At 47.1% G+C, this 23,003-nt stretch carries 22 protein-coding genes; 8 read left to right on the plus strand and 14 right to left on the minus strand.

The window, feature by feature from the left end; genetic code table 11:
- Positions 1-15 precede the first annotated feature (15 nt).
- A complete protein-coding gene (gene ampD / locus BMZ28_RS00530; protein ID WP_074820039.1) occupies positions 16-558 on the minus strand; it encodes a 1,6-anhydro-N-acetylmuramyl-L-alanine amidase AmpD in 543 nt (180 codons plus the stop codon).
- A gap of 258 nt (positions 559-816) precedes the next feature.
- Between ampD and ppdD the strand changes: the two genes are divergently transcribed.
- From ppdD to hofC, 3 genes are read left to right on the plus strand one after another with little or no spacing between them, the layout of a single operon-like run.
- Positions 817-1,266 (plus strand): prepilin peptidase-dependent pilin, encoded by a 450-nt coding sequence (gene ppdD, locus BMZ28_RS00535; RefSeq protein ID WP_074820042.1) that lies wholly within the window; start codon positions 817-819, stop codon positions 1,264-1,266.
- Entirely contained in the window at positions 1,263-2,753 is a 1,491-nt protein-coding gene (gspE, locus tag BMZ28_RS00540) for a type II secretion system protein GspE (protein WP_074820044.1), read from the plus strand. The genes ppdD and gspE overlap by 4 nt, the downstream gene beginning before the upstream one ends.
- Positions 2,750-3,937 (plus strand): protein transport protein HofC, encoded by a 1,188-nt coding sequence (hofC, locus tag BMZ28_RS00545; protein ID WP_074820046.1) that lies wholly within the window; start codon positions 2,750-2,752, stop codon positions 3,935-3,937. Before gspE ends, hofC begins: the two co-directional genes overlap by 4 nt.
- A 286-nt stretch (positions 3,938-4,223) precedes the next feature.
- Here hofC and BMZ28_RS00550 read toward each other — a convergent pair whose 3' ends face one another.
- Entirely contained in the window at positions 4,224-5,267 is a 1,044-nt protein-coding gene (locus BMZ28_RS00550; RefSeq protein ID WP_047780181.1) for a GMP reductase, read from the minus strand.
- A gap of 177 nt (positions 5,268-5,444) precedes the next feature.
- On the opposite strand from BMZ28_RS00550, the gene BMZ28_RS00555 reads away from it, so the two are divergent.
- From BMZ28_RS00555 to yacG, 4 genes are all read left to right on the plus strand, one after another.
- Positions 5,445-6,293: a prepilin peptidase gene (locus BMZ28_RS00555; protein ID WP_074820048.1), complete on the plus strand. Its 849-nt coding sequence runs from the start codon at positions 5,445-5,447 to the stop codon at positions 6,291-6,293.
- Positions 6,290-6,913, plus strand: coding sequence for a dephospho-CoA kinase (gene coaE / locus BMZ28_RS00560; protein WP_074820050.1), 624 nt, complete (start codon positions 6,290-6,292; stop codon positions 6,911-6,913). The genes BMZ28_RS00555 and coaE overlap by 4 nt, the downstream gene beginning before the upstream one ends.
- Positions 6,910-7,662: a cell division protein ZapD gene (gene zapD / locus BMZ28_RS00565; protein WP_074820053.1), complete on the plus strand. Its 753-nt coding sequence runs from the start codon at positions 6,910-6,912 to the stop codon at positions 7,660-7,662. The genes coaE and zapD overlap by 4 nt, the downstream gene beginning before the upstream one ends.
- A gap of 67 nt (positions 7,663-7,729) precedes the next feature.
- Positions 7,730-7,927, plus strand: a complete 198-nt coding sequence (gene yacG / locus BMZ28_RS00570; protein ID WP_047780177.1) for a DNA gyrase inhibitor YacG — start codon at positions 7,730-7,732, stop codon at positions 7,925-7,927.
- A gap of 76 nt (positions 7,928-8,003) precedes the next feature.
- Here yacG and mutT read toward each other — a convergent pair whose 3' ends face one another.
- From mutT to secM, 3 genes are all read right to left on the minus strand, one after another.
- A complete protein-coding gene (gene mutT / locus BMZ28_RS00575) occupies positions 8,004-8,417 on the minus strand; it encodes an 8-oxo-dGTP diphosphatase MutT (RefSeq protein ID WP_327078768.1) in 414 nt (137 codons plus the stop codon).
- 299 nt (positions 8,418-8,716) lie between these two features.
- Positions 8,717-11,434: a preprotein translocase subunit SecA gene (secA, locus tag BMZ28_RS00580; protein WP_047780176.1), complete on the minus strand. Its 2,718-nt coding sequence runs from the start codon at positions 11,432-11,434 to the stop codon at positions 8,717-8,719.
- A gap of 106 nt (positions 11,435-11,540) precedes the next feature.
- The gene (gene secM, locus BMZ28_RS00585; protein ID WP_083399605.1) at positions 11,541-12,065 is read right to left on the minus strand and encodes a secA translation cis-regulator SecM; all 525 of its coding nucleotides are present in this window, start codon (positions 12,063-12,065) and stop codon (positions 11,541-11,543) included.
- A 36-nt stretch (positions 12,066-12,101) separates the two neighbouring features.
- Between secM and BMZ28_RS00590 the strand changes: the two genes are divergently transcribed.
- Positions 12,102-12,620 (plus strand): DUF721 domain-containing protein, encoded by a 519-nt coding sequence (locus BMZ28_RS00590; protein ID WP_047780174.1) that lies wholly within the window; start codon positions 12,102-12,104, stop codon positions 12,618-12,620.
- Between the two features lie 3 nt (positions 12,621-12,623).
- Here BMZ28_RS00590 and lpxC read toward each other — a convergent pair whose 3' ends face one another.
- From lpxC to murD, 9 genes are all read right to left on the minus strand, one after another.
- Positions 12,624-13,541 carry a UDP-3-O-acyl-N-acetylglucosamine deacetylase gene (gene lpxC, locus BMZ28_RS00595; protein WP_047780173.1) on the minus strand — a complete coding sequence of 306 codons (918 nt, stop codon included), beginning with the start codon at positions 13,539-13,541 and terminating at the stop codon, positions 12,624-12,626.
- 118 nt (positions 13,542-13,659) lie between these two features.
- Entirely contained in the window at positions 13,660-14,817 is a 1,158-nt protein-coding gene (gene ftsZ, locus BMZ28_RS00600; RefSeq protein WP_047780172.1) for a cell division protein FtsZ, read from the minus strand.
- Between the two features lie 69 nt (positions 14,818-14,886).
- Positions 14,887-16,143: a cell division protein FtsA gene (gene ftsA / locus BMZ28_RS00605; RefSeq protein ID WP_047780171.1), complete on the minus strand. Its 1,257-nt coding sequence runs from the start codon at positions 16,141-16,143 to the stop codon at positions 14,887-14,889.
- A 2-nt stretch (positions 16,144-16,145) separates the two neighbouring features.
- Positions 16,146-16,976 carry a cell division protein FtsQ gene (gene ftsQ / locus BMZ28_RS00610; protein ID WP_047780170.1) on the minus strand — a complete coding sequence of 277 codons (831 nt, stop codon included), beginning with the start codon at positions 16,974-16,976 and terminating at the stop codon, positions 16,146-16,148.
- Position 16,977: 1 nt separating this feature from the next.
- Complete coding sequence (locus BMZ28_RS00615) at positions 16,978-17,889, minus strand: D-alanine--D-alanine ligase (protein ID WP_047780169.1); 912 nt, start codon at positions 17,887-17,889, stop codon at positions 16,978-16,980.
- Complete coding sequence (gene murC, locus BMZ28_RS00620) at positions 17,882-19,312, minus strand: UDP-N-acetylmuramate--L-alanine ligase (RefSeq protein ID WP_217639202.1); 1,431 nt, start codon at positions 19,310-19,312, stop codon at positions 17,882-17,884. Before murC ends, BMZ28_RS00615 begins: the two co-directional genes overlap by 8 nt.
- Positions 19,313-19,416: 104 nt before the next feature.
- The gene (gene murG, locus BMZ28_RS00625; protein ID WP_074820059.1) at positions 19,417-20,475 is read right to left on the minus strand and encodes an undecaprenyldiphospho-muramoylpentapeptide beta-N-acetylglucosaminyltransferase; all 1,059 of its coding nucleotides are present in this window, start codon (positions 20,473-20,475) and stop codon (positions 19,417-19,419) included.
- Positions 20,472-21,683, minus strand: a complete 1,212-nt coding sequence (gene ftsW, locus BMZ28_RS00630) for a cell division protein FtsW (protein WP_047780166.1) — start codon at positions 21,681-21,683, stop codon at positions 20,472-20,474. Before ftsW ends, murG begins: the two co-directional genes overlap by 4 nt.
- Positions 21,683-23,002, minus strand: coding sequence for a UDP-N-acetylmuramoyl-L-alanine--D-glutamate ligase (murD, locus tag BMZ28_RS00635; protein WP_074820061.1), 1,320 nt, complete (start codon positions 23,000-23,002; stop codon positions 21,683-21,685). Before murD ends, ftsW begins: the two co-directional genes overlap by 1 nt.
- Between the last annotated feature and the right edge of the window lies 1 nt (position 23,003).

Consider the following 23,003-nt stretch of genomic DNA (forward strand, 5'->3'; position numbering starts at 1 on the left):
CAAATATGATCGCCGTCATCCGGCAATCAATGCCTTATACCGTTTCCAATCAAAGTGCGGTCCCGGATCGGTCTTGCGGCCCGGGGCAATATCGCTATGACCCGTGATCTGCTCCGAGGTAATCGGATAATGATCCATCAATAGCCGGGTCACCTGATTCAGGCTCTGATACTGTTGTGGCGTAAAATCCAAGTCGTCCGTTCCCTCCATCTCAATACCGATTGAGAAATCATTACAACGCTCACGCCCTTGAAACAGAGAAACGCCGGCATGCCAGGCCCGTTTATCGAACGGGACATATTGAATAATTTCACCATCACGACGGATTAAACAGTGAGCGGATACCCGCAAATGACAAATCTCAGCAAAATACGGATGTTCATTGGCGTCCAAGGTGCCAGTAAACAACTGATCGATGTAGGGACCACCAAACTGAGCCGGTGGCAGGCTAATATTATGAATCACCAGCAAAGAGGGAATTTCCCCCGCTGGTCTCTCATCAAAATGAGGCGATGGCACACGCTTCACACCATCAATCCACCCTTGAACTAATTCCATCCAATGCCTCTGCGTATTCAACAACAATTGCCATGATTATAAGGCGGGCCATGGTATCTGCGTAATGGTTTATCCAATGTCATCATACTATCTTGGATCATTGCTAAGCATCTCGCACTCCCTGAGTAATGATCCCAACGGCCAGAAAATAACTGCGCCCCTATTCCCAAAACTCTGGATTAAATATTTTGTTTTTTATCTGGATACTTAAGCTGCTGAACATCGTATTACCTCGCCATACCATCAGGAACCAATACTATGAATCAGCAAGCAGGATTTACCCTTTTTGAACTAATGATTGCCATTACTATCATTGCCATTCTCAGTGCCGTAGGACTGCCCGCCTATCAAGGCTATATCCAAAAAGCCGCATTAACCGATATGCTACAGGCGATGGTACCGTATAAAACCGCTGTAGAACTGTGCGCGCTGGAAAAAGGTGAGCTCAGCCAATGTAATAACGATAGCCATGGTATTCCTGCCAGTAAAACCACCCGCTACGTTTCTCAAATAACCGTCGCTAATGGCTCGATTTCCCTAACTGGCCAAAACGCCCTGTTGGGACTCAGTGTCACCCTAACGTCAGCAATGGATAACGCAGCCGGAGGCCTATTATGGCAGCGCAGTTGCAGCACATCTAATGCCAATGAAAAAATCATTCAGGCCTGTCATGATATTTTCCGCTTTGATGAGGCAAGTGAATCATGAATCGACGTGATTTAGCCGGCAAAGATTTCACTCCGGAACTCATTACTGAATGCCTGCGTCATCGCGTGGTGCCCATAGCAATAGATACCCAGCAATTAACCATTGCCGCAATTGCCGATAGTTTACCGGCACAGGCCATCTCCGAGCTGGCATTTACCAGCGGTCGACACATTAAAGTTATCGACTGGCCGGCAATCAAAATCGAGCAACATCTTCAGCGGTTAAACCATGCTTGTCCTGACACCGCTTTAATAGAAGCCGCACAGCAGAAAAATACAGAGACCAGCAGCATCAATGAGTTATCAGGAAAAGATCATGACGATGAACCTGTAGTGCAGTTTATTAATCAGGTCATCCGACAAGCGCTTCAGCGTAGAGCATCAGATATTCATTTTGAGCCATACAGTCAGCATTATCGCATACGACTGCGCATTGATGGTGCCTTACAGGAAACCCTATCACCACCGTTGGCATTAGCCCCTCAGCTGATCGCACGCTTAAAAATAATGGCCCAACTTAATATTGCTGAACGCCGTCTTCCTCAGGATGGACAGCTTATCTTTCATTATGAACACCAACCGCGAGCACTACGCATAGCCACCATTCCCGTCAACGGCGGCGAAAAAGCGGTATTGCGAGTAATGGAGTCCGACAACCGTCAGCACACCATCTCATCATTGGGAATGAGTCAACGTGAGCAGCAACTTTATAGCGCGATGCTACAACAGCCTCAGGGAATGATATTAGTGACCGGCCCAACGGGCAGCGGCAAAACGGTGACCTTATACAGTGGATTACATCTGTTAAATGATGCTTCTCGTAATATCTGTAGCGTGGAAGATCCGATTGAAATCCCAACGGATGGCATCAACCAAACTCAAGTAAACACCAAAACAGGAGTCACGTTTAATAGCGCATTAAGAGCTTTATTACGTCAGGATCCTGATGTACTGATGATTGGAGAGATTCGGGATAAAGAAACCGCAGAGATAGCCGTTGAGGCTGCTCAAACTGGGCATTTAGTTCTGGCGACGCTACACACCAACTCAACCACTGAAACCTTATTACGCCTAAGTCTGATGGGTATCCCTGAATATCTGTTAGCCGCCAGCCTGAAGTTAGTTGTGGCCCAACGGTTGATCCGCCGCCTCTGCCCCCACTGCAAAGAAAAACGGCTATTACCGGAGCTGGTGCACACAGCAAGTAAAACCATCACGCTCTACACCAGCGAAGCCAAAGGCTGTGAAAACTGTAGCGGTGGCTACTACGGCAGAGTAGGAATTTATGAAATGCTGGTCATCAATGATGCCATAAAACAAGGGCTATTAACCAAACAGCCGGTCAGTGAACTACACCGCTTAGCCTGTGAGCAAGGTATGGTCTCGCTGTTTCAATCCGGTTTATCGCTGGTAGAACAAGATATTACCTCACTATCGGAGCTGTATAGAACCCTTGGTTCATTTTCAGGCCAAGCAATATCACCATGAAATACTCAACCCTGTTTATCTGGCAAGACATTGATGGTAAAACCGGCGAAATCCCAGCCAGCACACGAAACCATGCTAAACAGCTCCTGATTATTCAGGGAACGGTTCCGGTCAGAATAAAAGCCGGAGTAAAGTTAAGCCGGAAATGCTGGCCGCTAAGCGCGCTGTCTCTGGTTACGCGTCAGCTAGCCACAATGCTACAGGCTGGGCTTACCCTCTCCCACTGCCTTGGTTTGATTGCCGCCGAACATCCGCAACCAGCATGGCGCTATCTGCTAAAAGAGCTACAAAATCAGATAGCTCAGGGCAAGGCATTCTCTCTGGCACTATCTGAATACCCTGACGCCTTTCCCCCCTTATTCTGCGAGCTAATTAGAACGGGTGAATTAACCGGTAAATTGGAGCAATGCTGCTGGTTACTGGCCGAGCAACAAGACAAGCTCATCAAACTACAGAAAAAAGTCCGTAAGGCGCTCAGCTATCCGATATTTATTCTGGCTGTCGCGTTGCTGGTGGTACTACTGATGTTAACCTTAGTACTCCCGGCCTTCTCGGAAATCTACCAATCCTTCAATGCTCCCCTGCCGTGGTTTACCCAGTCGTTGATTGATTTATCCGACATCATCAGAGACTTCGGACTACTTATGTTAATCCTTATCTCTATTCCCATTGGCTACTATGTTAAAAAATTACGTCCCCAGCTAAATTGGCAGCAGAGAGAACAAAGGTTATTACTGCGCTTACCCCTGTGCGGAAAGCTGATCCAGACCAATGGATTAGCCAAAATATTCCGCACGCTGGCGATGACTCAACAGGCAGGCATTCCGCTAACCGCCGGCATTAAATCAGCCGCCAACGCATCGGGTAATATTCAATACCTGAATGCACTGCTGACCATACTCAAGTTAATTGAACAGGGATCGCCTTTGTGTGAAGCCCTACGTCAGCAGACACTGTTTCCTTCACTATCACATCAACTAATCCGTGTAGGTGAAGAGTCAGGCACGCTAGACGATATGCTGAATAAGCTGGCGGATATTTACGAAACCGAAGCGGAAACTCTGGCGGAAAATCTGTCCGCAAAAATTGAACCGTTAATCATGATGATACTGGGAGTAATTATCGGTGGGCTGGTGATTGCTATTTATTTACCCATTTTTCAACTGGGGAATGTGATGGCGTAGGGTAAAATATGATAAAAGTCCGCAGTGAGTATTAATGGTTGTTAGTTAAGTTTAATTACGGCGAACATTTCGTCCACTATTAGTACAGAGAATAAATCGACGTTAGTGCATGTGGCCGAGCAGAAGCGCTAAGGCGAGCGCCTCGTCCAGCATCCATGCTGGACGTGCTCCCTCACTCAGTTGTCAGCTGAATTCCAGCGCTCAATAAAAGGACAAAAAATAAAACCAACTTATAAAACTTTCTTAACTCATCAACATTACATTATTGGCGCACGTTTCTACTTCATTAAGACTGACCAAACACTCGATTTTCCTGCTCCGCCACGCGGATAAAGGTAGTGCGTTTGGTCAACTCTTTCAGACGCTCAGCCCCCACATAAGTACAGGCTGAACGCAGGCCACCCAAAATATCACGCACGGTATTCTCAACCGGCCCACGATAGGTCAATTGAACGGTTTTACCTTCAGCAGCACGATATTCAGCAACTCCGCCAACGTGGCGATTCATCGCAGAGGTCGAGCTCATGCCATAAAACAGCATATATTGGTTACCGTTTTCTTCGATAACTTTGCCTTCACACTCTTCATGAGCCGCTAACATGCCACCAAGCATAACGAAGTCGGCACCACCGCCAAAAGCCTTCGCCACATCACCTGGCATAGTACAGCCACCATCACTGACAATCTGACCACCCAGACCGTGAGCAGCATCAGCACATTCAATGACCGCAGATAGCTGAGGATAGCCAACGCCGGTTTTAACTCGAGTGGTACAAACTGAACCTGGGCCAATGCCAACCTTAACGATGTCTGCACCGGATAAAACCAGTTCTTCCACCATTTCACCTGTCACAACATTACCGGCACAGATCACTTTATCCATATGGGCTTCACGCGCTTTTTGCAGGAAGCCAACGAAATGTTCAGAGTAACCATTGGCAACATCAATACAAATAAACTTCAGCGCAGGGGAAAATGACATGATCTGACTTAACTTAGTGAAATCAGCTTCAGAGGTTCCGGTAGACACCATCACGTGACGTAACACCGACTCAGGCACTCTGGCAACAAACTCGCGCCACTGCTCAACGGTATAGTGTTTATGGACGGCAGTGAGCAAGCCAAAAGAGGCCAATGCTTCTGCCATAGTAAAGGTACCAACAGTGTCCATATTCGCGGCAATAATCGGAATACCTGACCACTGATGACCTGAGTGTTTAAAGGTGTAGGTGCGCTCAAGCTCTACTTCTGAGCGACTCTTTAGTGTGGAACGCTTAGGACGAATCAAAACATCTTTGAAGCCTAACTTCAAATCTTCTTCAATACGCATATCGATTGGTTTCCTGGTTTTTGGCGACGTATCGCAAATTAACTATAAGCTGTATGTTGGCCATGTCCAGTGACGTTATCATACACATGAATAATTAATGAACAAGTCTGAGATTTTCAAAAAATTTCAGCTATACTCCCATAAATTTATCTGCGAAAACGCAGATTAGGGCACGCCATGGAAAATGCCTTTTTCGTCGTTTGGTTTGGCCTTTTTGGCCTGTTTATTGGCAGTTTGATTACTCACCTTGCATACCGACTTCCCCTAATCTTAATCTCCCGCTGGCAATTAGCATGTTGTCCAAGCATCGTTCAATCCCTCGATAAACCACATCCATTTTATTTATCACTATTCTCCCCTTCGGGTTGTCCACACTGCCATCAACCGCTCACTTTAGCCTCACTTATTCCTGTCCTATCTTGGCTATACCAACAAGGACGCTGCCGAGATTGTCATCGAACTATTGGTTGCACTTATCCCTTCACGGAACTCACCGTCGCCTTGTTATTTATGGTGTTGGCCTCATCTAATCAGAATCTATTATGGTTAATCATCTTACTGATGATTACCTGCTTACTAATCACAGCAGCACTGATTGATATCGCCCACCAACTGCTGCCCGATGTCTTAACTTTGCCGTTAATTTGTAGTGGCCTGATTGCTGCCAGCCTGGAAGTTTCTCCGGTCACATTATCAACATCACTAGCAGGAACACTTTTTGGATACGGATTACTTTGGTTACCAGCCATCGTTTTCAAAGGGATTAGAAAAATAGAGGGATTAGGTCGAGGAGATATGAAATTATTGGCCGGATTGGGTGCCTGGCTGGGATTAGATATCTTACCCATCGTTATATTAGTCGCCAGTGTCTCAGCACTGCTGTTTATCTTGATAACGCAGAGAAATAAAAAGAATAAAAACAAACGAATTGCTTTTGGCCCCTTTCTGGCGTTTGCCGGGTGGCTTGCACTTCTGAAAGATCCCTTTATGATTGATCTATCAATATTATTACAGGCCTTATTATGAATTATATCGTGGCACTTACCGGCGGAATTGGCAGCGGAAAATCAACCGTTTCTAATGCGTTTTCCCGATTAGGTGTTCCTGTAATAGATGCCGATATTATTGCCCGCCAAGTGGTTGAACCGGGAACAGAAGCCCTTGCTGCCATTGTTCAGCATTTCGGACCATCAATCCTACAGCCAAACGGTTCACTAAATAGACAAAAATTACGAGAATGCATTTTTAACGATTCAGATGAAAAACTGTGGTTAAATAGTTTACTGCACCCACTCATTCAACGTGAAACCCAGCGGCAGTTAGCTGCTATAATATCTCCTTATGTTATTTGGGTTGTGCCATTATTAATTGAGAATAATCTCTGCTCTCGAGCTAATCGGATTTTAGTCGTGGATGTCACTCGAGAAACCCAATTACATAGAATCATGGCGCGGGACGGCAGCAGCGAACATTTAGCCACGCAAATATTAGCCGCCCAAACTTCCCGTGAAATCAGGCTGTCTTACGCGGATGACGTGTTAAACAATGATGACACTCCCGAAGCGTTACTCCCTAAGATACAGCAGCTACATCAAAAATATTTAGCCCTAGCCAATACATTCAACAAGCAGGATTTGTCTATATGAGTGATTTATCCCATAACATACTTTTTGAACATCCGCTTAATGAAAAAGTCCGTACTTGGTTACGCCTTGAATTCTTACTACAACAGTTACAAGACAACCGCACCTTAACTAACTTAACTGATACGCTAAGTTTTTTCCGTACCACCAGTGAACTACTGGATATTATCGACCGCGGTGATGTGCGCACTGAACTGGTAAAAGAACTGGAGCGCCAACAACAAAAACTGGCGCAATGGATAGACGTTCCCGGTGTCGACGTCGAGCGTCTGAATACTTTGCGTCATACGTTAAAAGAGCAATCAAGCGTTTTACTGGCCGCGCCGCGTCTGGGCCAAGCTCTGAAAGAAGACCGTTTAATCAGTATGGTGCGCCAACGCTTAAGCATTCCCGGCGGTTGCTGTAGCTTTGACTTGCCAGTTCTGCATATGTGGTTGAACAATCCTAAACAGGAACGTGATGAACAGGTGGCTGAATGGTTGGCAACCGTAACACCATTACATAATGCCTTAAATACCTGCCTTAATATGATTCGCCAGTCAGGTGAATTTCAAACACAAACCAGCCTGAATGGGTTCTATCAGGATAACGCCGAAGACTGTGATATCCTACGCATCCAGATAGATTCTAGCCATCAAATCTATCCGCAAGTTTCTGGCCATAAAACACGCTTTGCCATACGCTTTATGCCGTTCGACAGCGAGCGAGGAGAAACACCAGAACGATTTCATTTTAAGATAGCCTGCTGTTAATACCGCGGCAGATACTTACTATTTATCGTTGTCCGACATCAGTAATAGATTAAATTTGGAGAATTTTATGAGTAGCAGCCCTCTTCAGGTTAACTGCCCTACCTGCAATAAACTTGTTACCTGGAATGAAGAGAGCCCTTACCGGCCATTTTGCTGCAAACGTTGTCAGCTGATTGATTTAGGCGAGTGGGCCGATGAAGAAAAACGTATTCCAAGTTCAGGCGAAATATCCGACAACGATGAATGGAGTGAGGAACAGGAGTAACTACCGGCATAATACTGGCCGTGAATCGTTCCAACTTCCCCCTCAACTCGATATAACGCAAAAGTTAGCGCCATTTTTAAGCGGTATGATAGCGCTGCTTTAGTTCAGTAATAATGGGTTGATTGGCCTCAGGAAACTCAGCGTCAATTAACTCAGAAACATTAAGCCAGCGCGACTGCTGCCCCTCTCGCCCTTCAGGCGTTCCCTGCCAGCCATTAACAATATAAAAATGCAGCTTCAACTGACGATCCGGGTAATCATATTCTAAGGTTTTCAGCAACGAAGCATCTATGACTTGAATTCCGGTCTCTTCTTGTAATTCTCGACTGAGAGCCGCCTCAACCGACTCCCCACGGCCTGTTTCCACTTTACCGCCGGGAAACTCCCAATAGCCCGCCAGATGACTCCCCTCGGCTCTACGGGTAACAAAAATCGATTTTTTCGAATCGATAATAATACCAACTGCAATTTCAATACGCTTCACGCTCATCGTTATCCCTATTCAGCTTTAATGGATAAACCATACATACAATAAGAGCGCCAGATGGCGCTCTTAGACAGCTAACAAACATTTTTAAATTAGCTACAGTATATGTTCCGGCTGTAAAAAAAACGGCAGAATATCACCCTCGTGCTCAGCCGGAAGATCATCGGTACTTAACTACAGAGAGCGACAGGCCTAGAGTCCCTAGGGGCGCTCCGGCGGGTAAACCCGCTACGACCCCAACGGAACTCTCTCCTGTCGTTTGACAAATAAATACCTTTGTCATCATCTGCTCAGTATCACGATTACTGTAGGCTACCGTGACATTGCTTATATTTCTTACCTGAACCACATGGGCATGGATCGTTACGACCTATTTTACGCTCTTCACGTACCATTGGCTTATTGCTACCGTCAGACTCTTCCATCAGTGAATTCTCTTCCTGATGGCTAAACTGTTGCTGGCTCGCTAAACGCTCGGCCTCTTCACGACGCTGTTGTTCAACGGCTTCAACTTCTTCCGGCATACGCACCTGAACTTTGCTCAGTACGCTAATCACTTCGTATTTTAACGCTTCCAGCATGCTGGCAAACATGGAGAAAGATTCGCGCTTATATTCTTGCTTCGGATCTTTCTGAGCATAACCACGCAAGTGAATACCCTGACGTAAATAGTCCATTGCGGCCAAATGTTCTTTCCACATGGTATCCAGCGTTTGCAGCATCACGCCTTTCTCAAAGTTACGCATCATTTCATCGCCAACAACCTCTTCTTTATCGCGATAAACTTTGATGGATTCTTCCAGAATACGCTCACGCAGGGTCTCTTCGTGCAGTTCATGCTCAGTATCCAACCACTGGGCAATCGGCAACTCAAGATCAAAATCATTTTTCAAACGCGCTTCCAGCCCCGGCACATCCCACATTTCTTCCAGAGACTGATGTGGAATGTAGTTATCAATAACCGCGCTAAATACGTCCTGACGGATGCTATCAATGGTTTCGCTGATATCACTAATATCCAACAGTTCATTACGCTGACTATAGATAGCACGACGCTGATCGTTAGCCACGTCATCAAACTCCAGCAGCTGTTTACGAATATCGAAGTTGCGGCTTTCTACCTTGCGCTGTGCGTTGGCAATCGCTTTGGTTACCCATGGATGCTCAATAGCTTCACCCGGCTTCATACCCAGTTTACGCATCATGCCAGCTACGCGATCTGAGGCGAAAATACGCATCAGGGCATCTTCCATCGACAGGTAGAAACGAGATGAACCCGCATCCCCTTGACGACCAGAACGACCGCGCAATTGGTTATCAATACGGCGTGATTCGTGACGCTCAGTACCAATAATATGTAAACCACCGGCAGCTAATACGCGATCGTGGCGCACCTGCCATGCTTCTTTAATGGCTTTAATCTGCTCTTCAGTCGGCTCTTCCAACTCAGCAATTTCAGTCTGCCAGCTACCACCCAATACGATATCCGTACCACGACCAGCCATGTTAGTAGCAATGGTCACTGCTCCTTCCTGGCCCGCGTTAGCAACGATCTCAGCTTCTTTCTGGTGGAATTTAGCATTCAGTACCTGATGCACAATACCGGCTTTCTTCAGTTCGTTGGAAACCACTTCAGATTTTTCAATTGAAATCGTACCCACCAGAATTGGCTGGCCTTTAACGCTACGCTCTTTGATATCTTCAATAATCGCATCGATTTTTTCCTTCTCAGTCATATAGACTAGATCAGGCATATCGTTACGGATCATTGGGCGGTTGGTTGGCACCACGATAGTATCTAAACGGTAGATTTGACGGAATTCAAAGGCTTCGGTATCAGCCGTACCGGTCATACCAGCCAGTTTTTCATATAAACGGAAATAGTTCTGGAAAGTAATCGATGCTAAAGTCTGGTTCTCATTCTGGATGTCCACACCTTCTTTGGCCTCAACAGCCTGATGCAGACCGTCAGACCAGCGACGACCTTCCATAGTACGACCAGTATGTTCATCAACGATGATAACCTCACCGTCTTTAACAATGTAGTCAACATCGCGGGTAAATAGCGCGTGAGCACGCAGTGCCGCTGTAACATGATGCATTAACATGATATTCGTTGGTGAATACAGTGATTCACCTTCTTCCATCATTCCTGCATCCATCAGCAGCGTTTCAATCAGCACCAAACCACGTTCGGTTAAGTTAACCTGACGGCTTTTCTCATCAACGGAGAAGTGACCTTCACCTTCAAAAGTATCTGAGTCTTCTTTTTCCTGGCGCAGCAACTTAGGAATAATCTTATCGACTTTCTTATACAGCTCAGAGCTATCCTCAGCCGGACCGGAAATAATCAGCGGAGTACGCGCTTCGTCGATTAAAATAGAGTCAACTTCATCCACCAGTGCATAGTTCAGCTTACGCTGCACGCGTTCTTCAGGGCTAAATGCCATGTTATCGCGCAGATAGTCAAAGCCAAACTCGTTATTGGTACCGTAAGTAATATCAGCAGCATAAGCTTCGCGCTTAGCCGGAGGCGGCATGCCAGGAAGGTTGATCCCAACGGTTAAACCCAGGAACTCAAACAACGGGCGGTTATTTTCCGCATCGCGTCGAGCCAGATAGTCGTTCACGGTTACCACGTGTACGCCACGGCCTGACAGAGCATTTAGATAAGCAGGCAACGTTGCGGTTAACGTTTTACCTTCACCTGTACGCATCTCTGCGATACAGCGAGAGTTCAACACCATACCGCCGATCATCTGTACGTCAAAGTGACGCATACCGAATACGCGTTTACTGGCTTCACGTACCACCGCAAAAGCTTCAGGGATTAAAGAGTCCAGCGACTCTCCTTTTTCCAGACGAGCACGGAACTCAACGGTTTTCCCTTGCAGCTGCTCATCAGACAATGCTTCATATTCAGGTTCAAGGCGGTTGATTTCTTCAACGCTTTTACGCATACGGCGCAGTGTACGATCGTTACGGCTGCCGAAAATTTTTGTCATTAACTTAGTTAACATACGTCTCTATATCTCTTTGTGTACTGCCCTTCAGGCAGAGGGAATCAAATAAAAATTACCAATACATACCCCATAAATAACAAGGAAAGACATTGTTACGGGGAAATTATGCGTATAAGGAAGGGCCGGCACGAATGCCTTGAATACTAGATAGCCAGAATCTGACGGGATGTTGTATAAAACCCGTATCAATCTGGACAAGACGTGTTACTGTGAATGGAGATTTGATATCCACCGTAGCCTGTGTGGAAAGTGAATCCAACAGCGCAAGATGGCTAAGGCTTAATTTTTGATTCTCGTCTGCATCGGCTTTGGCCGTATCAGGTGTCGCCTCATCTTTAGCGAGGGAAACTGTCAGGCGAGTAAGATAGTTGCGTATCGCGAAATGCTGCCACGGATTAAGATTTTGCAGCGGGCGATTATTAATTTCACCAGACAGGGCTAATTGCCCAACGCCCGGTACCGCAGGATTAATATGATTGGCGCTGGCCAGAACCGTTGATAGCGAAACCTGTTGTGGTAAGCCATTGAGACTTACGGGCGCCCCAATGCTGGCCGCAACTACCCCGAGTAAGAGGTGAGGCCAAAAATAACGCCTGCCAAATTGTCGCCAACGATTTAGAATGCCCATTATCAATTAACTATTTTATCTGCTGGAATTTTGTTTATGCGCGATAGTCGCCCATTATTATTAGATACACTATTCGATGATGCAAACTTATTGCGAAATATTCAGCAACGAGCGATAGCACTCATCAAACTCAACAAGGCGGTTAAGGCCCTTTTACCTAAGCAAATGCATGCATTTTGTCGTGTTTCTAACTACCGTCAGGGAATGTTAATCCTTGAGGTGGCAAATGCCAGTTGGTTAACTCGCCTGCGTTATGAACAACAAATGCTGCTAAGTACGCTTAGAAGTGAAATATTACCATCTTTAGTCTCAATCGACATAAAGATTAATCCAAAGTTAAGCACAAATAATTCGACTGCTGAAAATTTAGTCCACCGCTACTCGCCCGACAGCCAAAAAGAAGAAACACCGGTGCGTCAACTCAGTGAACAAAGTGCACAGCAGTTAAGGGAATTAGCAGCGAGAAGTCCGGGGAAATTAAAGGAGAAACTAGAACGACTGGCTGCACTGGCAGGAGAGAGAGTTACCAGCACAGCGAGTCGTAATAAGAAGTAGGCCTTAAGCCAATACTGTTCTTGACGTTTTGAATGCCAACGGCATTTCTGCTTCGTCTTCGAAAGTTACGTACTCCCAAGCTTCTTGCTTAGCCAGAACGGCCTGCAATAACTTGTTGTTCAACGCATGACCTGATTTGAACGCGGTGAACGCGCCAATAATATTGTGGCCACACATAAACAGATCACCAATTGCATCAAGCATTTTATGGCGGACAAACTCGTCCTGGAAACGCAAACCATCTTCATTCAGCACGCGATAGTCATCTACTACGATAGCGCAGTCAAAACTACCACCTAAACAGAGTCCCTTAGACTGTAAGTACTCGATATCACGCATAAACCCAAAAGTACGGGCACGGCTAATCTGGCGAACAAACGCATCGGCGGAAAAATCCATACGATAACGTTGTGAACCGGAATCAATCGCCGGGTGATTGAAATCAATCGTAAAGTCTAAGCTGAAACCATTGTGAGGTGTTAATTCAGCCCATTTGTCGCCATCTTCAACGCGAACAGGTTGAGTGATGCGCAAAAACTGCTTAGGTGCGCTCAGCTCTTCAATTCCGCCGTCTAATAATAAGTAGACGAAAGGTGCCGCACTACCATCCATAATTGGAATTTCTGGTGCGTCAACTTCAATAATAATGTTGTCGATGCCTAATCCTGCCAAAGCAGCATTAAGGTGTTCTACGGTAGAGATACGCACGTCATCTTCATTAACCAAGCAAGTACATAGCATGGTATCACGCACGGATTTTGCATCTGCCGGAAAATCAACCGGTGGATTCAAGTCAGTACGACGATAGATGACACCCGTATTCGCCGCGGCTGGGCGCAGAGTCAGGCTAACCTTACGTCCGGTATGAAGACCGACGCCGGTAGCTTGAATGATGCGTTTTAGTGTCCGCTGTTTAATCATCGTATTATCTCGCAATATTGATCCAACTTACCGCAGTTTAAACCACGGTCTCCGCGATAGTTTAGCATAAAGAGCGGAGAATCAAAATCATTCAGTCTATTAGACCTAATAATTCTGATTAATCCGCTTGCTTACGCAGGAATGCCGGAATATCCAAATAATCAGGTTCTTTATTCGGTTGAACACCCTGATCGTTGACTACTTTCGCTGCCGCAGGTTTACTCTCTTGCGGTTGCAAAGGCGCCAAACCATGTTGAGCATAACGATGATCGACTGGCTGAGACGCAGGAGATTTAGATACCAGCGTAATTTCAGGACGCTTGTCCATACCAATACCGGTAGCAACTACGGTTACACGCAGTTCATCACTCATATCCGGATCTAATGACGTACCGATAACCACGGTAGCATTGTCAGAAGCAAATGCACGGATGGTATTACCGACAGTCTCAAACTCATCCAGACGCAGGTCAAAACCTGCCGTAATGTTGACCAGAACGCCGCGGGCACCAGACAGGTCGATATCTTCCAGCAATGGACTGGAGATAGCCATTTCAGCCGCTTCTTCAGCACGGTCTTCACCACGAGCAATACCGGAACCCATCATGGCATAGCCCATTTCTGACATCACAGTACGTACGTCAGCGAAGTCAACGTTCATTAAGCCAGGGCGAGTAATCAGTTCAGCGATACCCTGCACTGCGCCTTTTAATACATCATTCGCTGCACCGAATGCATCCAATAGAGAGATACCGCGACCTAACACTTTCAGCAGCTTATCGTTAGGAATAGTAATCAGCGAGTCAACGTGCTTGGACAGCTCGGCAATGCCTTGCTCAGCAAACGTCATGCGCTTTTTACCTTCAAAGTTAAATGGCTTGGTAACGACCGCAACGGTCAGAATGCCTAATTCTTTAGCCACTTCGGCAACAACCGGAGCTGCACCAGTACCTGTACCGCCACCCATGCCAGCTGCGATGAACACCATGTCGGCGCCTTCAAGAGCAGCACGCAATTGTTCACGGTCTTCCTCTGCAGAATTACGACCCACTTCAGGGTTGGCACCAGCACCTAGCCCTTTGGTGACACCGTTACCGATTTGAATCGTCTGGCCGACTGCTGTTTTACGTAATGCCTGAGCATCGGTATTGATCGCGAAGAATTCAACACCTTCAATATGCTCACGGACCATGTGTTCGACGGCGTTACCACCACCACCACCGACGCCGATGACTTTAATCACCGCATCGTTGGTTAACTCCATTGGTTCAAACATAATCTCTCTCTCCGTTTTTAACTCTTACGCAATGAATTATCGCTTAAAATGCGCTAATTGCACTACTGATTAAAATTCTTTACGTAACCAGCCACTCAAGCGTTGTGCCCAGCTACGCATAGATGTTCTTTTTTCTACTTCAGACTCACCGCGTAAGTGAGATTCTTTACCGTAGTGCAGCAAGCCTACTGCCGTTGAGTAATAAGGCTCCTGCGCATAATCCGTTAGTCCAGTAATATTTAACGGCTGTCCAATTCGTACCTGAGTATGGAATACTCTTTGAGCACATTCAGTCAGCCCATCAATCTGAGCTGCGCCTCCAGTTAACACGATACCCGCAGCTAAATGATGCTTAACACCCTGCTGCCGTAACTGTTCCTGAACCTGCAAAATCTCATCATTGACTAAATTCAGTAGCTCGGTATAACGAGGTTCAATGACATCCGCTAAAGTCTGACGCTGTAAGCTACGCGGTGGTCGACCACCTACGCTTGGTACTTCAACGTTCTCATCTTTGCTGACGATAGAACCCAATGCACAACCGTGACGTACTTTTATCGCTTCGGCATCCGTTGGCGGAGTACCGAAAGCGTAAGCAATATCACTTGTCACAACGTTACCCGCATAAGGAATGACTTTAGTATGACGTAGAGCGCCACCGGTATAAATAGCAATATCCATCGTACCGCCACCGATATCAATAACGCAGACGCCTAACTCACGTTCATCTTCAGTCAAAACCGCATAACTTGCGGCTAAACCAGCAAAAATCAGCTGATCTACTTTCAAACCGCAGCGCTCTACCGCTTTAACAATATTTTTAGCCATATCATTGTGGCAAGTAATCAGATGAACTTTGGCCTGCATCCGCACGCCTGAAAGGCCTACCGGATTTTTAATGCCTTCCTGATAATCAATCGCGTATTCCTGAGGAATAACGTGTAAAATCCGGTGTTCATCGCGAACCCGTACCGACTTAGCGGTATGAACAACGCTTTCGACATCTTCCTGAGTCACTTCTTCTTCTGAGATTGGTACCATACCAATCTCATTTTGACAGCTAATGTGTTTCCCTGAAAGCGCTAAATACACCGAAGCAATTTGGCAATCCGCCATCAGTTCGGCCTGATCGATAGCCCGCTGAACGGATTTCACTACCGACTCTAAGTCGTTAACCCCGCCCTTATCCATCCCGCGAGACGGACAGCTACCGACACCAATAATATTAACCATACCGTCAGGCAGCACTTCTCCAACCAGCGCAGCAACCTTTGCTGTACCAATTTCCAGTCCTACTACCAGTTTTCTGTCTGTCGATTTGATCATTATTAATCTGCCTGACCCTGTTGTTTAACCCAATCAGACAAAATTGTCTGATTCTCAATAAATGCGGGAGCCCAACCAACCGCTGACCCAGTGTCATAACGCATATCCAGTGAAGCAATACGTTTGTCTGCCGGCGCCTGCTGCTGCAATATAGGATAGAGAGAAATAAATCGGTCTAACCGTTGAGTCCTATTCTCTCTTCCCAGCTCAATACGCACATCATTATCTAATACTAGCTGCCATGAACGCCGTTCACTCATCGCTACCGTTTTCAGCTTAAACTTTCCGGCAGCCAGCGCTTGGCTCATGCTGTTGTATCCTTCCAGGACCTCTTTTTCGCCCCCTTCAGGGCCATATAAAAGAGGAAGGGTCTTATCACTGACTCTTTCCGCCGGTACGCTAAACACGTTACCGTCTTTATCTATCAATTGCAGATCGTTCCATCGGGCATACGGTACATACTCAACAATGTGGATTTTCAGCTCATCCGGCCATTGTTTACGCACGCTGGCCTGCTTGATCCACTTTAAATGCAGAATCTGCTGTTGCAGAACATCCACATCCTGAGACATAAAAGTCCCCGGTTCACCCGATGACAAAATCGTCTGCCGAATATCATCATTGGTCGTAATATGTCTTTCGCCGGTCACCACTAATCGAGACAGTGGTAAGCGCTGCGCGTCATTCATCCAACTGATAACCGCCCAGCATCCCCAGACAATCGTTCCAATCACCATCAGCAGGAAGACAACGCCAACCAACTGAGTGCCATTACTACGTCCGGAACGCTTCTTCTCTATTTCTTCACGGACGTTGCGTGCTGCCTGGGACATATCAGTCAGCCAATGCCAGAATCTTTACAACTAACTGAGAAAAGCTCAATCCATACTGGCGTGCCGCCATTGGTACCAAACTATGGTTGGTCATACCCGGCGAAGTATTCACTTCCAGCAGATAAAACTGACCATCGCTGTCCATCATTACGTCTACACGTCCCCAACCACTACAGCCTACTGCGTTATAAGCCGCCAGAGCCAATTCACGGATCTGCTTTTCCTGCTCATCGCTTAAACCGCTTGGACAAAAATACTGTGTTTCATCAGACAAGTATTTTGCCTGATAATCATAGAATACTCCGGCAGGCTGAATGCGAATTGAAGGTAAAACTTCACCGCCTAAAATCGCAACGGTAAACTCAGGTCCGCTTAACCATTTTTCAACCAATACGCTGGTATCATGTTTAAATGCTTCTTCCAGAGCCGGTTGCAGTTGTTCCACCGTATCAACCTTGCTCATACCTACGCTGGAACCTTCATTGCTTGGCTTAACAATTAGCGGTAAACCCAGCTGTTGAACAATCTCATTTGCCTTCACCTGTGCCAATTGATTGCTGTTCAGGGCAACATAAGGCGACACCGCCAACTTAGCGCCCTGCCATAACAATTTAGTTCGCAACTTATCCATGGTCAGCGCTGAAGCCATCACACCGCTACCGGTGTAAGGTAAATTCAGGAACTCCAACATTCCTTGCAGGGTGCCGTCTTCGCCACCGCGACCGTGCAATGCAATAAATACCTTATTGAAACCGTCCGCTTTTAGCTGAGCGACCGGATACTCTTTAGGATCGATAGGGTGCGCATCAACGCCAGCTTCACGCAAACCGGCTAAAACCGCAGCCCCTGAATTCAGTGATACTTCACGTTCTGCCGATGTTCCACCAAGGAGTACCGCTACTTTCTCAGCCATGATTTCCCTCATTTGTATTCATTGCTTGTAATTTTAATTCTGCTAATCGACGAGCCACCCGGCCAATATTACCGGCACCCTGTGTCAGAACCAGATCGCCGCTTTGTAACACCTGCTCTAACATGGCAGGTAATGCATCGACATCTGACACAAAAATCGGATCTAACTTACTGCGCCCACGAATGGTACGGCATAGAGAACGGCTATCTGCGCCCGGAATCGGTGCTTCACCGGCAGGATAAACGTCTAACATAAACAGCACATCAACCTGAGACAGCACATTCGCGAAGTCATCATACAGATCGCGAGTACGCGAATAACGATGCGGCTGGAAAATCATCACCAGACGACGTTCGTTCCATCCGGCTCTCGCCGCTTTAATGGTAACATCCACTTCGCTTGGGTGATGACCATAGTCATCAACCAACATGATGTCGCCACCATCTTCGCGCTCAAACTTACCCAGAAAATCAAAACGACGCCCGGTTCCCTGAAAGTTAGCCAATGCACGGGTAATCGATTCATCATCAATTCCCTCTTCCGTCGCCGTAGCGACCGCTGCCGCCGCGTTTAACGCATTGTGGCGACCCGGTGCATTCAACATCACTTTCAGCTCACTCTTATCCTGACGGCAGATAGTGAAAAAGCCCTGCGAGCGTTTTTGTTCATAATCTTTTATTCGCACATCAGCATCTTCACTGAAGCCGTAGGTAATCACCTGACGTCCAACCTGAGGGATAAGCTCTCTCACTACGGGATCGTCAATACACATCACTGCACGTCCATAAAACGGCAAGTTGTGTAAAAAATTAATAAACGTTTGCTTTAAATTCTCAAAGTCGCCCTGATAGGTATCCATATGGTCGGCTTCGATGTTGGTCACTATTGCAACCATGGGTTGCAAATGTAGGAAGGAGGCATCGCTCTCATCTGCTTCAGCAATCAAATAACGGCTACAGCCTAACGCAGCATGCGTACCGGCGGCTTTAACCAAGCCACCGTTAACAAACGTTGGATCTAAACCGGCTTCGGCATAAATTCCAGTCACCATCGCGGTCGTGGTCGTTTTACCGTGGGTGCCGGCGATAGCAATACCGTGACGAAAACGCATCAGTTCAGCTAACATTTCAGCCCGGCGAATCACCGGAATACGCGCTTCGCGCGCCGCAACCACTTCCGCATTCTCAGCAGGAATTGCGGTAGAAACGACCACCACACTGGCACCGAGCACATTTTCAGCACGGTGATTAAAATAAATTTCCGCACCTAATTCACTTAACTGTTGCGTGACGGCATTTGGCGCCAAATCGGAACCACTGATTTGATATCCTTCATTCGCCAGAACCTCGGCGATCCCGCCCATACCCGCGCCACCAATACCCACAAAGTGGATATGCCGAACGCGACGCATCTCGGGCACCATGGTACGAAGTTTCGCCAATCTTTTTATATCTACATGCTCATTCACGGTTTTCTATTTACTCTTGTTAATTTCGGTGACTTTTAACATTCAATATCAGGAATTATCTATAAAGCGACGCTTTTCACTACCGCCGATACTCTCTCGGTAGCATCCGGTATGGCAATCGCTCTTGCTTCCATCGCCATCGCCAGTAATCCTGAACGATTCAACGCTTCTAATGCCTCAGTCAATGAATCGACATTAAACTGAGGTTGCTCAATAATTTTCGCTGCGCCGGCTTTCTCTAACGGCAGCGCGTTCCAGTATTGTTGACGGTCTTTATGCATAAAGGGCACAAAAATCGCAGGTAAGCCTGCGGCGGCAATCTCACTCACCGTCAACGCGCCAGACCGACATACCACCACATCAGCCCAAGCATAGGCCGAAGCCATATCATCAATAAATTCGGTAATATCATGCCCGGTTAAACCGCGCTGCTGATAATCCTGTTGAACGCTTTCCTGCGCACCTTTACCGACCTGATGCCAGATGGTGATTTTATCACCCAAGCGCTCAGCAGCCTGCGGCATCGTTTGATTCAGGATCCTTGCTCCCTGACTCCCCCCAATCACCAATACCCGGATTGGGCCACTGCGTTCAGATAAACGCACTTCAGGAGCAGGTAAAGCCAGAACATCGGTACGAACCGGATTCCCTACCACATCTGCATGGGGAAACGCCCCGGGAAAAGCCTGCAATACGCGCTTAGCAATTTTAGACAACCAGCGATTGGTTAAACCAGCAATACCATTTTGTTCATGTAGCACCACCGGGATACCGCACAACCATGCCGCTAAACCGCCCGGGCCGGATACATATCCGCCCATGCCCAGTACCACATCCGGCTGATAATTGCGCATAATGGCTTTCGCCTGACGCACTGCACGAAAAATGCGTACTGGTGCCAGCAGCATGGCAAACAAACCTTTGCCGCGAATACCTGAAATGGTAATAAAATCTATCTCGATGCCGTGTTTCGGTACCAATTCAGCTTCCATACGATCGGCAGTACCCAGCCAGCGAACTTCCCAGCCTTGCGCCATCAGGTCATGAGCAACAGCCAATCCGGGGAAAACGTGCCCGCCGGTTCCACCTGCCATCACCATTAAACGCTTCTGCTTCATCGTGTACCTCTTACGTGCGCCTGGCAGTTGGCCAAACGCGTTTCATAATCAATGCGGAGTAATAACACCAACGCCGTCGACATCACCAATAAACTTGAGCCACCGTAACTGATTAACGGCAAGGTTAATCCCTTGGTGGGTAGAATACCTGCTGCGGCGCCAACGTTAACTAACGTCTGGAAACTAAACCAGATTCCAATCTCACACGCCAGAAAACCAGCGAAGCGCTGACCAGCCTCTAATGCACGACGTCCAATGAGCATTGCTCTAAAAGCGACGAAGAATACCATTAAGAGCACTAAAACCACACCAAAATAGCCCAACTCTTCACCAATAATGGCAAAAATAAAGTCCGTATGAGCCTCAGGCAGGTATTCCAGCTTTTGAATTGAATTACCTAAGCCTTGTCCCCAGAACTCTCCACGGCCAAACGCCATCAGTGATTGCGTTAACTGATAGCCAGCGCCAAACGGATCGGCCCATGGGTCCCAGAACGAGGTCACCCGGCGTAAACGATAGGGTTCTGCGATAATCAACAGTGCTACCGCAAATACACCGGAACCGATAATGGCTAAGAACTGCCACAGCTTAGCGCCGGCTAAAAACAGCATCCCCAGCGTTGTCACAAACAAAACCACTACAGTACCTAAGTCTGGTTGAGCCAGCAGTAACACCGCCAGCACCACCATCACACCCATCGGTTTACAGAAGCCCCAAAAATTATTGCGAACTTCATCCACCTTACGTACCAGATAGCTGGCTAAATAGAAAAATAGTGCTAATTTCGATAATTCTGCTGGCTGAATACGCACCGGGCCGAAAGCAATCCAACGCGATGCCCCGTTAACCGAGCTACCGACCACCAAAACAATTAGCAACATCACAATAGCGATTAATAGAATAATCGGGCTATAACGCTGCCACATCGCCAGAGGAATACGTAGAGTTACCAATGCCGCTGCCAGCGCTAATCCGATATAAATCGCATCGCGCTTAGCAAACAAAAACGGGTCATCAGTATAACGTTGAGCAACCGGCATCGATGCCGAAGTCACCATAATAAAGCCGACAATCGCCAAGCCAAAAGCTAACCACAGCAGGGTCCGATCATACATCACACCGCTATCAGCGGCATCACTGCCTGAGCGTGTACCCATTACCCATTGAGTAAAAGACTGGATAGGTTTAGCTAAACTTAATACGCTCATCAGCCAAGCTCCTGCGCCAGTCGAGCAAACTCATGGCCGCGCTGCTCGTAATTCTTAAATTGATCCAGACTGGCACAGGCAGGCGACAGCAATACCATATCGCCGGGCTTCACTCGCTGAGCAATATGCCTCATTGCCTGCTCCATGGTATCGGTCATCTCCGCGACATCCGGACGCAAATTAAATAGCGGCTGCTTATCCTGACCAAAACAGTAAAGACGAACATTCTCGCCCTGCAAATAGGTCAACAGCGGTGAGAAATCCGCAGATTTACCATCACCGCCCAGTAACAAATGTAAAATGCCATCAACCTGAATGCCGTTTAATGCTGCTTCGGTACTGCCCACGTTGGTGGCTTTAGAATCATTAATCCAACGTATTCCGTTATTTTCCCACACCAGTTGGAAACGATGTTCCAGCCCGGTAAATTGAGTCAGCGCTTGTAAACTGGAAGCTCGTGGCAATGAAACTGCATCCGCTAATGCCAGTGCAGCGAGTGCATTCAAATAGTTATGCTGCCCCACCATTTTCATTTCCGCAGCATTGAGAACCTTCTCACCATATACCCGCAGCCAGGTTGCGCCCTGCTGGTGGCTCAAGTGATAATCGCCCACATCCACACCAAAACTCACACAACGTGCATCAGCACCTTGCAACGGCATGGTCAGAGCATCATCGGCATTCACCACGCAAACTTTAGCATCGTTATAAATTCGTAGTTTTGCTTCGCGGTATTGCGGCATACCCAACGGATAACGATCCATATGATCTTCAGTTACATTGAGAATCGTTGCTGCCGCCGCCTTTAAACTGCTGGTGGTTTCTAACTGAAAACTGGATAACTCCATCACATACAGTTGGCAATTGTCGTCAAGCAGCGATAATGCTGGCTGACCAAGATTACCGCCCAGTGCAACATTCCAGCCTGCGGCTTTCGCCATATCTCCAACCAGCGTGGTCACCGTACTTTTACCGTTTGAACCGGTAATTGCTACTATCGGAGCCTGAGCTTCTCGACAAAACAGCTCAATATCACCAACAATCTCAATTCCCGCCTCAGCCGCTTCTTGTAGAATCGGCGTTGCCAGCGCAATACCGGGACTGACCACAATTAAGTCTGCGGCCAAAATCCATTCGCGATGAAAGCTTCCGGTATGACATTCAACGGTTTCTGGTAGCTTATCCAGTCCCGGTGGCGTAGCTCGGGTATCAATAACCCGAGGAGAAACATTTCGGGCAATAAAATAATCGACGCAGGACAATCCTGTAGAACCTAATCCAATGATAACAACCTGCTTGTCCTGATAGTCGATCGCCATT

Source organism: Pragia fontium DSM 5563 = ATCC 49100 (assembly GCF_900112475.1).
GTDB classification, from domain to species: domain Bacteria; phylum Pseudomonadota; class Gammaproteobacteria; order Enterobacterales; family Enterobacteriaceae; genus Pragia; species Pragia fontium.